The 13,010-nt window shown below is 67.7% G+C and carries 10 protein-coding genes; 5 read left to right on the top strand and 5 right to left on the bottom strand.

Features of this window, described 5'->3' with window-relative positions:
• Positions 1-3: 3 nt before the first annotated feature.
• From pstC to LV476_RS09465, 4 genes are all read right to left on the bottom strand, one after another.
• A complete protein-coding gene (gene pstC, locus LV476_RS09480; RefSeq protein WP_250075543.1) occupies positions 4-1,263 on the bottom strand; it encodes a phosphate ABC transporter permease subunit PstC in 1,260 nt (419 codons plus the stop codon).
• A gap of 224 nt (positions 1,264-1,487) precedes the next feature.
• A complete protein-coding gene (locus LV476_RS09475; protein WP_250075540.1) occupies positions 1,488-2,504 on the bottom strand; it encodes a PstS family phosphate ABC transporter substrate-binding protein in 1,017 nt (338 codons plus the stop codon).
• 121 nt (positions 2,505-2,625) lie between these two features.
• Positions 2,626-5,712 carry an efflux RND transporter permease subunit gene (locus tag LV476_RS09470; protein ID WP_250075538.1) on the bottom strand — a complete coding sequence of 1,029 codons (3,087 nt, stop codon included), beginning with the start codon at positions 5,710-5,712 and terminating at the stop codon, positions 2,626-2,628.
• Positions 5,709-6,809 carry an efflux RND transporter periplasmic adaptor subunit gene (locus tag LV476_RS09465; RefSeq protein WP_250075536.1) on the bottom strand — a complete coding sequence of 367 codons (1,101 nt, stop codon included), beginning with the start codon at positions 6,807-6,809 and terminating at the stop codon, positions 5,709-5,711. The genes LV476_RS09470 and LV476_RS09465 overlap by 4 nt, the downstream gene beginning before the upstream one ends.
• A 42-nt stretch (positions 6,810-6,851) precedes the next feature.
• Between LV476_RS09465 and LV476_RS09460 the strand changes: the two genes are divergently transcribed.
• The 5 genes from LV476_RS09460 to modC all read left to right on the top strand — a co-directional run bounded on the left by LV476_RS09460 (position 6,852) and on the right by modC (position 11,832).
• Positions 6,852-8,306, top strand: a complete 1,455-nt coding sequence (locus LV476_RS09460) for a cryptochrome/photolyase family protein (protein WP_250075533.1) — start codon at positions 6,852-6,854, stop codon at positions 8,304-8,306.
• A gap of 62 nt (positions 8,307-8,368) precedes the next feature.
• Complete coding sequence (locus tag LV476_RS09455) at positions 8,369-9,172, top strand: TOBE domain-containing protein (RefSeq protein ID WP_250075530.1); 804 nt, start codon at positions 8,369-8,371, stop codon at positions 9,170-9,172.
• A gap of 75 nt (positions 9,173-9,247) precedes the next feature.
• Positions 9,248-10,009 carry a molybdate ABC transporter substrate-binding protein gene (gene modA, locus LV476_RS09450; protein WP_250075528.1) on the top strand — a complete coding sequence of 254 codons (762 nt, stop codon included), beginning with the start codon at positions 9,248-9,250 and terminating at the stop codon, positions 10,007-10,009.
• Between the two features lie 28 nt (positions 10,010-10,037).
• On the top strand, positions 10,038-10,730 hold the full coding sequence (gene modB / locus LV476_RS09445; RefSeq protein WP_250075526.1) for a molybdate ABC transporter permease subunit: 693 nt from the start codon (positions 10,038-10,040) through the stop codon (positions 10,728-10,730).
• A gap of 4 nt (positions 10,731-10,734) precedes the next feature.
• On the top strand, positions 10,735-11,832 hold the full coding sequence (modC, locus tag LV476_RS09440) for a molybdenum ABC transporter ATP-binding protein (RefSeq protein ID WP_250075524.1): 1,098 nt from the start codon (positions 10,735-10,737) through the stop codon (positions 11,830-11,832).
• Here modC and LV476_RS09435 read toward each other — a convergent pair.
• Positions 11,807-13,009 carry a glycosyltransferase gene (locus LV476_RS09435; protein ID WP_250075522.1) on the bottom strand — a complete coding sequence of 401 codons (1,203 nt, stop codon included), beginning with the start codon at positions 13,007-13,009 and terminating at the stop codon, positions 11,807-11,809. The genes modC and LV476_RS09435 overlap by 26 nt on opposite strands.
• Position 13,010 lies beyond the last annotated feature (1 nt).

Here is a 13,010-nt window from a genome sequence, read left to right as displayed (position 1 = left end):
TGTTTACAGGTTGTTGACCGCGTACTTCCGACGGAAGCGACGGATCATCAACACCGAGACGAAGTTGAGCACCAGCGTGACCACGAACAGCATCAGCCCCAGCGCGAATGCCGACAGCGTCGCGGCCGACTCGAACTCGTTGTCACCCGTGAGTGCGGAGACGATGCTGACGGTCACCGTCGTCATGTCCTCGAGAGGATTCGCGGTGAGGTTCGGCCGCATGCCGGCTGCCATCACCACGATCATGGTCTCGCCCAGGGCGCGCGAGACGCCCAGCAGCGTCGCCGAGATGATCCCCGGCAGTGCCGCGGGCAGCACCACGTGGCGGATGGTCTCGTTGCGCGTGGTGCCCAGTGCCAGTGAGCCCTGGCGCATCGCCGTGGGCACCGAGCTGATCACGTCGTCCGAGAGCGAGGAAATGAACGGGATGATCATGATGCCCATCACGATCCCGGGGGCGAGGGCGTTGTTGAACGAGGCGTCCAGGCCAACCGAACCGGCTGCCGTGACGATCAGCGGCGCGACGGTGATCGCGGCGAAGAAGCCGTAGACAACCGTCGGAATGCCCGCCAGCACCTCGAGCACGGGCTTGGCGACCGTGCGTACCGAATTGGGCGCGTACTCGGACATGTAGATCGCCGCGGAGACGCCGATGGGGACGGCCACCAGCATGGCGATCGCGGTGATCATGAAGGTGCCAGCGAACAGCGGCAGTGCGCCGAAGTTGCCGGATGGCCCTTCGCCGCCCTCGGCCCGGCCGGCGGCCTCGAGGAACGAGTCGCCCGGGGCCCAGTTGGTCCCGGTGATGAAGTACCAGAAGCTCTCCATCTGGAAGAAGCGGATCGCCTCGAACAGGATGGAGAACAGGATACCGAAGGTGGTCAGGACCGAGACGGAGGCCGCTGCCAGCAGCGTCCACCGCACCGACCGCTCAAGCGAATCGCGGGCGCGCAGCTCGGGGCGGATGCGGTTCAGGCCGACAAACAGGCCGAAAGCGCCCAACCCCAGGGCGCCGACAACCGCCAGCCAGCTGGGGAAGACGTTCTCGAATACGCCCAGCACGATCGCGGCCAGGAAGGCGACGACCACGGCGGGGCCGGCCGAACTGAGCACCGCGAACCACGCGTACTGATCCGGCTGGGAATGCATGTGCACCCCGCCTGCGCGCGTCCGCGTTGCCTTGGCTCGCCCGAGGTAGAACCCCAGCGCCCCGAGGAGCAGCACCCCGGCGAAGAACGTCATCAATATGTGGTCGGTCTGCATGTCTGCGCTATTCCGTCTTGGATCACGGTGTCGGCATCCATCGGGCGGCTGTGCCGGCCAAGGCCTCGGGTCGGCCCGTTAAGGCCGTCAAAGCGGCCCATTATTGGCAACCTGACTCCTGTTGCAAGCATTCGGCATGAATTCAACCAAACGCTTGCGACAAGAGAAGGCCGGCGAGCCACGCCCGCCGGCCTTTCCCGTCCCTGGGAGTGCGCCGTTGGCGCTTACTTCAGATCGGACAGTTCGAGCTGCTTGCGATCGGCCACATTGGTCTGCCACTCCTTGAGCAGGTCCTGCGGCATCGGGATCAGGCCGATACCCTTGAGGTAGCCCAGATCGCTGATCATCTTGTCGCTCATGAAGAGCTCGACGTAGTCGCCCATGGCCGGGACGTCCTCGGCGTGGCTGTTCTTGATGTAGAACCACAGCGAGCGAGAAACCGGGTACTCACCCGAACCGATCGCTTCCGGCTCCGGCTTGACGCCGTCGATGCTCGCGCCGGACAGCTTGCCGGCGTTCTCTTCGAGGAAGGAGTAGCCGAAGATGCCGAAGGCATCGGTGTCGTTCTGCAGCTTCTGGACGATCAGGTTGTCGTTCTCACCGGCGTCGATGTAAGCACCATCCTTGCGGATGTTTGTGTAGCCCTCGCCACCAAAGGCGTCCATCTCCTCGGTCACGGCCTCGAGCACCAGCTCCTCGAAGGCGTCACGGGTGCCGGAAGTGGTCGGCGGACCGTAGACGCGGATCTCGCGGTCCGGAAGGGAAGAATCGATCTCGCTCCACTTCTTGTACGGGTTCTTAACCAGCTCGCCGTCCTGCGGCACCTTCTCCAGCAGCGCCAGGGCAATCTGCTCGCGGGTCACGCTGACCGCGTCGTTGGTGTTGCTCTGGGCGAACGCGATGCCGTCGTAGCCGACCATGGCCTCGGTGATGTCGGTAACGCCGTTTTCCTGGCAGCGCTCGAACTCTGAGGTCTTCATCCGACGCGAGGCGTTGGTGATGTCCGGGGTGTCCATGCCGTTGCCTTCGCAGAACAGCTTCATGCCGCCACCCGAACCGGTCGACTCGATCACCGGGGTCGGCCACTTGGTGGTCGCGCCCAGCTCCTCGGCGACGTAGCTGGCGAACGGGAAGACGGTGGAGGAACCGACGATGCGGACCTGGTCACGCGCCTGAGCGGTGCCCATGGTCGCGACCATCGCGGTGGCCAGACCAATACTGGTTACGGCAAAACGTTTCATCAGGAAAACCTCGGTTGATGTTCAGTACAACGTGATTGCAGGAACGCAGTCTGGTGATCCTTTGTGACAGGTTTGTGACGATATGACAACGGTTCGATAACACCTACATCCGAATATGCATTCAGGCGGTTTCATGCGGCGGCCTCACCCGGAACCACAGGGCATACATGGCCGGCAGGAACACGATGGTGAGCACCGTGCCGGCGGCAATCCCGCCGATCAGTGTGACCGCCAGCGGCCCCCAGAAGGTGCTGGCCGTCAGCGGCACGAAGGCCAGCACGGCGGCCAGCGCCGTGAGCACGACCGGTCGTGCGCGACGGATGGTCGCCTCGATCACCGCGGTGTGGCGATCGTCGCCGGCACGGCGGTTCTCGTCGATCTGCCCCACCAGGATCAGGGTATTGCGCATCAGTATCCCGGCCAGACCGATCAGGCCCAGCAGCGCGACGAAGCCGAACGGCTGGTTGAACAGTGCCAGCGCACCGGCCGCCCCGATCAGGCCCAGCGGTGCGGTCAGCAGCACCATGAACAACCCGGGGAACGAACGCATGTTGAACATCAGCAGGGTGAGCATCAGTACCACCATCAGCGGCATGACTACCTTCAGCGAGTCCTGCGCCTTGGCCGACTGCTCCACCGTGCCGCCGATCTCGAGCCGGTAGCCGGCAGGCAGCGAGGCCCTCAACTCGGCGAGGTCGTCCCAGCTGGCGAAGGTGGCATCCGGCGGCTGGGCACCGCGGATCTCGGCGTTCACGTTGAGATACGGGGTCTGGTTGCGCCGCTTGAATACCGGCAGCTCGTTCTCGACCGCGATCTCGCCCAGTTGCTCGAGCGGCACGGTCCGCCCCTCGACGATACGAATCGGCAGGCGGGCGAGCTGGGCCGGGTCGCGGGCCACGCCCGGCTCGGCGCGCACGATCACGTCCACGCCGCGGATACCCTCGCGTAGCTGGGTCGCGGCACGGCCGTTTATCAGTTCGGCCAGCTGCGACTGGACCTCGACCGGCGTCACGCCCAGCGCGGCCAGCCGTCCCGGATCGAGCGCGAGGCGCAGCGCCGGCACCTGTCGCCCCCACTCGAGGTGCGGATCGACCAGGTGCGGGTTCCCCGCCATGATCTCGCGCACCTGTTCACCGATGGCCGTCAGCTGGCTGACCTCCGGGCCCATGACCCGGAACTGCACCGGCCAGACCACCGGCGGGCCGTAGAGCAGCGGGTGCGGGCGCACGCGCGCCTCGGGAAAGGCGCCCTCACTGATCATCGACTCCATCCGCTCGCGCAGGGCCTGACGTGCCTTCGCATCGTGGGTGACGGCGATGATCTTGGCGAAGGCCGGGTCGGGCAGCTCCGGATTGAGCGCGAGGAAGAAGCGCGGCGCTCCACGACCGATGTAGGTGGAAAGCGACTCGAGCGCCGGGTCGTCCTCGATTGCCGCGGCCACCCGCTCGGCCACCGCTTGGGTCGCCTCGACCGAGCTGCCCTCGGGTAACTGGATGTCGATCAGCAGCTCGGGGCGATCGGAGCTGGGGAAGAACTGCTTGGCCACGCCCTGGCCCATCAGCACCGCGGAGGCGACGAACAGGATCAGGGTGGCCCCGACCACCCACCAGCGGTGCGCCACGCAGGCGGTGATTACGCCGCGCAGCGCCCGGTAGCTGCGGCTGTTGTACATATTGTCGGGGGATGAGGGCTCGATGCGCGGCAAGAGCTTCACGCCCAGATAGGGGGTGAACACCACCGCGACAAACCAGGAGGCGATCAGCGAGATCCCCAGGATCCAGAAGATGTTGCCGGCGTACTCGCCGACGTTCGACTGGGCGAAGCCGATTGGCACGAAACCGACCACGGTCACCAGCGTGCCCACCAGCATCGGCATGGCGGTGACCGTCCAGGCATGCGCGGCGGCCACGGTCCGCTCGGCGCCCTCCTCGAGCTTCACCAGCATCATCTCGATGGCGATGATGGCGTCATCGACCAGCAGACCCAGCGACAGGATCAGTGCACCCAGCGTGATCCGGTCGAGGTTCTTGCCGGTGATCTGCATGACGACGAAGGTCATCGCCAGGGTCAGCGGCACGGCAAAGGCCACCACCAGCCCGGCACGCAGACCCAGGGCAAGAAACCCCACCAGCATGACCACGCCCAGGGCGAGCAGGAACTTGATCTGGAAGGTGTCGACCGCCAGAGAAATCGCGTCGGCCTGGTTGGTGACCTTCTCCAGCTCCACCCCGACCGGCAGGTCGGCAGCGACCCGCTCCTCGAAGGCCGCCAGCCGCTCGCCGAGCTTCAGGCCGTTGATGTTCTCGGCCATGATCACGCCGACCATCAGTGCCCGCTCGCCGTTGTTCTCCACCACGAAGCCCGGCGGGTCGGCCAGCCGCCGCGAGATGTCGGCGATATCCGAGAGGCGCAGCACCCGGCCGTCGATATTCAGGGGCGTGGCGGCGATGCGCTTGATCGTCGCCGCCCCCTCGGCATCGAACCCCGGCCCGACACGCAGATAGAGGCGCGGGCCTTCGGTCTCGATCAGGCCGGCACCAGTCATGCGGTTCTGGCCGGCGATGGCCGCGGCAACCGCCTCGGTGGACAGGCCCATCGACTGGATGCGCGCGGTGTCGAGCCGCACCTCGACCCGGTCGTCCTGCTCGCCGATCAGGTGCGCCTTGTCGACGCCCTCGACCCGCAGGGCCTCGCGCCGCAGCGTCTCGGCCGCCCGCACCAGGCTGCGCTGGTCCGCTCCCGGCGCGGTCAGGGCGTAGAGCGTGAAGTAGACGTCGGAGAAGTCGTCGTTGAAATACGGGCCGGCCACCCCGGGCGGCAGTTGCGGCTCGACATCCGAGAGGTGCTTGCGCACCTGATAGAAGGCGTTGTCGACCGCCTCGGGCGGGGTGGACTCCTCGAAGTTGATCCTGAGATAGATCGAGCCCGGCCGCGCGATGGTCTCGACGAAGTCGAAATAGGGCACGTTGTCGAGCGCCACCTCAAGCGGTTCGCCCACCTGCTCCTGCATCTCGCGCGCAGTCGCCCCGGGCCAATGCGCCTCGGCGAGCATCACCTTGAGGGTGAACGCCGGGTCCTCGGCCCGCCCCAGGGAGACGAAGGCGTAAAGGCCGGCGAGGGCCACCAGCAGGATCAGGTAGAGGGTGACCGAGCGCTCGCGGACCGCCAGCGCGGAGAGATTGAAGCGACTGACAGCCGGTTCGCTCAAGGAGCACTACCCCCGGCGCCGGCGGCGACCTCATCGCCACGGCGCACACGGACGGCCTGGCCGTCATGGAGGCGATTGACCCCGGCGATCACCACCAGCGTGCCGGCCGGCAACTCGGAGTCGATCAAGGCATGGTCGACCTCGATGCGGCGCACCGTCACGGCCACGGCCTCCAACCGCGCGTCGACCACGCGGAACACCCGCGGCTGGTCGTCGCGACCAAAGACCGCCCCGACCGGCACGCGCTGGTGACGCGCCCCTTCCTCGGCGAACGAGAGAATGGCGGTCTGGCCGAGCGACCACGGTGTCATGTCCGCGGCCGGCTCCGGTAGCCGGTAACGGGCAGCATAGCTGCGGCTGACCGGGTCTGCCGCGCCGCTGATCGTGTCGAGCGTCGTCTCGACGGTCGTGCCGTCGGCCTCCAGCCTTGCCTGCGCCTGCTCGGCGAGATCGGCACGGCGGCGCTCGGGCACGGCCACCTCGACCAGACGGCCCTCATTGGCCGCTAGGCGGATCACCGGTTGGCCGGCGGCGACCACGTCACCGACGTCGGCACTAAGGCCTGTGACTACCCCGTCGAAGGGCGCGGCCAGCGAGGCATAGTCCAACGCATTCCTGGCCTCGGTCAGTTGCGCCTCAGCGCTGGCCACCCGCGAGCGGGTTGCCTGGGCCCGGGACTCGGCCTGATCGAGGGACTGACGACTGGCGACCTTCTGCTCGAACAGCTTGCGGATGCGTTCGAGCTCTTGCTCGGCGAGGCGGGCGTCGGCTCGCGCCTGCTCAAGTGCGGCACGCGCCGAGTCGACCCGTGCGGTCAGGTCGCGCTCGTCCAGCCGGGCGAGCGGCTGATCCTGCTCGACCCGTTCGCCACGCCGCACCAACCGCTCGCTGATGCGTCCCGCCGCCTGGAAACCGATGGCGGCATTCGTCTCGGCAACCACGCTGCCCACCAGCGGCGGGCGCGGTTCTACACCGTCGGCGAGCGGGGCCACCAGCACCACCGGTGGCTTCTCGGATGCCGCGGCGGCAGACGGGGCCAGTGACAGCAGGACCAATGCCGTCAGCGCGGCACGGGCAATCGCGAAAAGCTTTGCCATACTCACCGGCCGCATCCCCGTCCAGAGCCCATCGAATCGTCCATGTCCGTCACTCCCACGATCGTCTGGTTTCGCCAGGACCTGCGCCTGGCCGACAACCCCGCTCTAACGCGGGCGCTCGCTGCCGGGCCCATCATACCCATATACATCGCACCGACCGATAGCCGTCGAACGACCCGCCATGACGGCTTTCATGCCGGCGGGGCAAGCCGCTGGTGGCTGCATCACAGTCTGGTCGCACTCGATCGCTCCCTGCGGGACAAGGGCAGCCGCCTGCTGGTTCGCCGCGGCGAGCCGGCGACCGTGCTGCGCGAACTGGCCGAGCAAGCCGGTGCCGCAAGCGTGCACTGGAACCGGCGTCTCGAACCGGCCGGCATCGCCACCGACCGCGAGGTCAAGCAGGCGCTGCGCGAGACGGGGCTGGCCGTGCAGTCGTTCAACGGCAATTACCTGCACGAACCCTGGAACGTGCTCAACAAGCAGGCCAAGCCCTACAAGGTATTCACGCCGTACTGGAAGGCACTGCTCGCCGCGGGTATCGACCAGGACGTGCTGCCGGAACCGGAGCGTCTCGAGGCGGTGCCCGGACACATCGAAAGCGAAACGGTCGACGCACTCGACCTGCTGCCGACGCTCGGCTGGGCCGACGATTTCTCCGACTGGTGGACGCCCGGCGAGAGCGGCGCCTGGGACCGGTTCGAGACCTTCCTCGACGAGGTCGACCGCTACCACGAAACCCGTAACCGCATGGACCTCGACGGCACCTCGCGACTCTCGCCGCACCTGCACTTCGGAGAGATCTCCCCGCGCCAGGTCGTCGCGCGGGTGCGGGCCGAGCATCCCGAGGCGCTGGAGGAAGCGGGCACCGAGGCGTTCCTGCGCGAGATCGGCTGGCGCGAGTTTGCCGCCAATCTCATCTACCACTTCCCTCAGACCGAGCGAGAGAATCTCGACGCCCGCTTCGATGCCCTGCCCTGGGAAAACGACCCGGACGTCCTCGCCGCGTGGCAACGCGGGCAGACGGGCATCCCGGTGGTCGATGCCGCCATGCGCGCGCTGTGGGCCACCGGCTGGATGCACAACCGCGCCCGAATGATCGTCGCCTCGTTCCTGACCAAGAACTGCCTGGTCGACTGGCGGCACGGCGCGGACTGGTTCATGGACACGCTGGTCGACGCGGATCTCCCCAGCAACACCGCCGGCTGGCAGTGGGTCGCCGGCAGCGGCGCGGACGCCGCACCCTATTTCCGCATCTTCAACCCGGTGCTGCAGGGCGAGAAGTTCGACCCGGAAGGCAGCTTCATCCGTCACTGGGTGCCGGAACTGGCCGATTTGCCGGACAAGGCGCTGTACGCACCCTGGGAGGCGAAGCCGGCGACCCTGCAAGATGCCGGGGTGACCCTGGGCGAGACATACCCCGAACCGGTCGTCGATCTCAAGGCATCCCGCCAGCGCGCCCTGGACGCCTTCCAGCAGATCAAGGACGACTCGCACTAACCGCCTCGCGCGCCGGGGCGGGTACCATCACGGCTACCAGCACACTCGTTGTCACTGCCCGCATGTCGATATATAGTGAAAAACATAACGCTTCGTTCACCGGCTCGCTGGGACTGAAGCTGGGCACGGGCGAGATCTCGGATCGCCGCCTGCGACTGCTGGCCGCGCTCGAACAGACCGGCTCGATCAGCGGCGCGGCCCGCTCGATTGGCATGACCTACAAGGCGGCCTGGGACGCGGTCGACGCGATCAACAACCTCGCCGAACGACCGCTGGTGGCGACCCGCCATGGCGGCAGCCGCGGCGGCGGGGCGGAGCTGACCGAGGAAGGCCGGCGACTGCTGGCCGCCTGGCGGCGACTGAAGGCGATGCAGCGCGAACTGCTCGAGCTGTTCGACCGCAACGAGCTGGGCGAAGACCTGGACCAGCTGCGGAGGATCCGGATGAAGACCAGTGCCCGAAACGCGCTCGCCGGGCGGGTGAAGACCGTCACGCCGGGGGCGGTGAACAGCGAGGTGGTCGTGACGCTTGCCGGTGGCGACGAGCTGGTCGCGGTGATCACGCGCCACAGCGCCGAGGAGATGGCGCTGGCCGAGGGCCGTCCGGTACACGCACTGATCAAGTCGAGCTTCGTGCTCCTGAGCGATGCCGGCTCGCGCACCTCGGCGCGCAATCATCTCTGCGGCACGATCGAGCGGATCGAGACCGGCGCGGTCAACAGCGAGGTGATGGTCGCCCTGCCCGGCGGCGCACGCCTGACCGCCGTGGTGACTAACGCCAGCATCGAGGCCCTGGGCCTGCGCGAGGGCGGCGAGACGTGCACCCAGATCAAGGCCAGCCACGTGATCCTAGGCGTCGACGACTGAGCGGACGACCCGCCTACCCGCGGCTTGGCCGCGCTCGTCGAGATATAGCGGACAACACATCGAAGGCATCCACCCATGACCAGAACGACCCGCATCATCGCCCTGCTTGGCGCACTCCTGTGGGCCGGCCTCGCCCGGGCGGAGACCATCACCGTGGCGGTGGCGGCGAACTTCACCAAGACGGCCGAGGCGATCGGCGCGGCCTGGGAGGCGCAGAGCGGTCACGAGGTGCGCTTCGCCTTCGGCCCGTCGGGCAAGCTGCTGGCCCAGATCCAGCACGGCGCACCGTTCGACGCCTACTTCTCTGCCGACACCCGTCGGCCGCAGATCCTGGTCGAGGCTGGCGAGGCGCGCGACTTCTTCGTCTACGCCGGCGGCAAGCTCGCGCTCTACAGCGCTACCCTGCCGGTCGACGAGAACGCCGAGGCGATCCTCGCTGACGGCGATTACCGCCACCTGGCGATGGCCAACCCCAAGGCCGCGCCCTACGGGGCGGCGGCAAAGCAGGTGCTGGAACAGCGCAATCTGTACGAACGGCTCAAGACGGCGGGGCGGATCGTGCAGGGCGAGAGCATCGGCCAGGCCTTCCAGTTCGCCGCCACCGGCAATGCCCAGCTGGGCTTTGTCGCCCTGTCGCAGCTTCAGGACCCGGACAGCCCGGTGAAAGACAAGGGCCATATCTGGATGCCGCCGACCGAGGATTACGATCCGATCCGCCAGGGGGCGGTGGCGCTGACCCGCAGCAGGCATCCCGAGGTGGTCGACGACTTCCTGGCCTTTGTCCGGGGGGAGACGGCCGCCGAGATCATCCGCCGCTTCGGCTACGATGTGCCTTGACCCGGCCCGCTCAGCAAAGAGTTAGGCAATGACCCTGTTCGGTATTCCCCTCGACACCCACCCGATCTGGTTGACCCTCCAGGTGGCCACCCTGACGACACTGATGCTGGCCGTCATCGGCATCCCGCTGGCGTGGTGGCTTGCCCGGATGCGTTCGCGCTGGCGGGTGCTCCTCGAGGCGCTGGTCTCGCTGCCGCTGGTGCTGCCTCCGACGGTGCTGGGCTTCTATCTGATCATTGCGCTGGGGCCTGCCGGGCCGGTCACCGATCTGCTCGGTGTGTTCGGTTTCGAGGGCCAGCTGACCTTCAATCTCGCCGGACTGGTGATCGGCTCGGTACTGTTCTCGCTGCCGTTCATGGTCCAGCCGCTGATGAGCGCCTTCCAGTCGCTGCCCGATGAGGTGCTGGATGCCGCGCGGCTGATGCGCGCCGGGGCAGTCGACCGCTTCGTCAACGTGGTGCTGCCGTTGTCGCGCCAGGGGCTGGTCGTTGGCGCGGTGCTCACCTTCGCCCACACGGTAGGCGAGTTCGGCGTGGTGCTGATGGTGGGCGGCAATATCGAGGGCCAGACGCGACTGGTCTCGATCGCGATCTTCGATCACGTCGAGTCGTTCGAGTACGCCCAGGCCCACCTGCTCTCGGCGGTCATGGTGCTGTTCTCGTTCGTCACGCTGGTCTCCGTCTACCTGATCAATCGCCGCCTGTCGGCACGACTCGGATAGGCCAATGTTCGAAGGAAACCTGTCACTGACACTGGGCGACTTCCGACTGGATTCGGGCCCGTTCGCCTTTGATTCGGCGGGCGTGACCGCCCTGTTCGGACGCTCGGGCTCGGGCAAGAGCACGCTGCTGCGCGCCATGGCGGGACTCGACCGGCACACCCGCGGGCAGCTGCGTTTTCACGACGAGACCTGGCAGGACGGACGCCGCGCCTTGCCAGCCGAGCGGCGCGACATCGGCATGGTCTTCCAGCACGCCGCCCTGCTTGCCAACCGCACGGTGCGCGGCAATCTCGACTTCGCCGCCAGCCGCGCCCCGGCCGATCGCCACGCCGGCATCGATCATGACGAGATCGTCATCCGTACCGGCATCGAGCCGCTGCTCGACCGGGCGGTCGGCAACCTCTCCGGAGGCGAGCGCCAGCGGGTCGCCATCGCCCGGGCACTGGCCGGCCAACCGCGCGTGCTGATGATGGACGAGCCGCTCGCCGCGCTCGACTGGCGCGCCAAGGCCGAGCTGCTCGAACTGTTCGAATCGGTGATCCGCGATCTGGGCATTCCGACGCTGCTGATCACCCACGCCCCGCAGGAGGTCGAACGCCTGGCCGACCGGGTGGTGTTCATGAGCAAGGGGCGGGTCGAGCGGGTCGAGACCCTGCGCGAAGCGCTCGGCCGGGCCGACTCGCCGCTGTTCACCGAGGAAGGGCCGGTCGCCTCGCTGGAGGGTCATCTCGAGCCGGTGGCCGACGATCCCCACCGGCTGCACTTCGTCAGTCGCCCCCTCACGGAGGCCGGCAACCCCGTCACGCTGTGGCTCACCCATGACGGGCGGCCGACGAATACCGGGCCACGCCGGCTGCGCGTACGCGGCGACGACGTGGCGCTGGCGCGCGGGCCGGTGGAGGACATTTCGGTGCAGAACCAGGTGGCCTGCCGGATCGAACGCATGGAGGCCAGCGCCCCGGGGCGGGCGGCGGTGTTCCTCGAACTGGCCGACGGACAACGGCTGGTGAGCGAGATCACCGCACACACGGTCGATCGCCTGGGACTCGCGCCCGGTCAGCCGATCACGGCGTTGATCAAGAGTGCGGCGCTGATGGGCTGAACCCCGGCTCCGGCAATGCGACCGGGGCGCAAGGCGACTCAGCAGGCGACGGTCGTCCGGCCAGCCGGGAGAACTGCGCAAGCTGCCGCTCGAACTGCGGCGTCCAGCCGTGAGCATGTACGGCGCACCGCCGCGCAGCGGCACCCAGGTCTCGCCAGTCACGCTCGAACAGTCGCTGGACGGCCAGCGCCAGTTCGGAAGCACGGGCCCGCCCGGCCAGTTCACCGACACTCTCGCCCACCAGTTCCGGAGTGGCACCGGCACGCACTCCGACTACCGGCAGACCACAGGCCATCGCCTCGACGATCACCAGGCCGAAGGTCTCCGCATCGCCGCCGTGCAACAGGGCGTCACTCGATGAGAGATAGGCGGCCAACGCATGCTCGTCGCGTACGTAGTCGACCACCCGCAGACGCGGATGGCCGCTTGAGGGCATGCCGGCGCCGATCAACAGCAGATAGTAGCGCTCATCGAGGCGGTCGAGCGTTTCGATGAGCTGGTCGACATGCTTCTCGCGCGAGTTCCGCCCGGCAAAGACCAGCAGCCGCCCGTCACGCGGCACTCCCAGCGCCTGACGCAACGCCGGGTTGGCCGCCGAGGGCCGGAACACGGTTGTATCCACGCCCAGACGCTGCACGCTGACGTGGTGCACGCCCATGTCGGCGAGTTGCTCGGCCATCACCTCGCTGGGCGCGAACATCCAGTCGAAACGGTCGTACAGCCGCGCGAGGTAGCGCGACGAGAGCGGGCGCACCCAGTCGCCAAGCCGCAGTGCGAGCAACCGCGACAGATCGGAATGGAAGAACCCCGCCACCGGCACGTCCAGCCGGCGCCCGGCGGCCAGCGCCGCCTGCGCGGTGACGTACGGGTCGCCCGCCTCGATCACGTCGGGTGCCAGTTCGATCAGCGCCTCGCGCCAGGGACGCATGCGCAGCGGAAAACGGTAGCCGTCGCCTCCCGGCAGACGACGGGCCGGCAGCTGACGCAGCCACTGGTTGCCGTCGGCGGACCAGGCCGGAAACGGGCCGGGCACCAGCAGGCTGTGTCGGCAGTCGGGTCGGGCAGCCAGATGGGCGCGCTTGGCCTCGAGATAGCGGCGGACGCCGCCGGAGGCCGGCCCCCAGAACATGGTGATGTCGGAAAGATGCAGCGGGTCTGACGATGTATGCGTGTCCATT

It is taken from the genome of Guyparkeria hydrothermalis, assembly GCF_023555385.1.
Classification (GTDB): domain Bacteria; phylum Pseudomonadota; class Gammaproteobacteria; order Halothiobacillales; family Halothiobacillaceae; genus Guyparkeria; species Guyparkeria hydrothermalis_A.
Note: the sequence above shows the minus strand (reverse complement) of the source record. Positions and strands in the feature narration are given on the sequence as shown.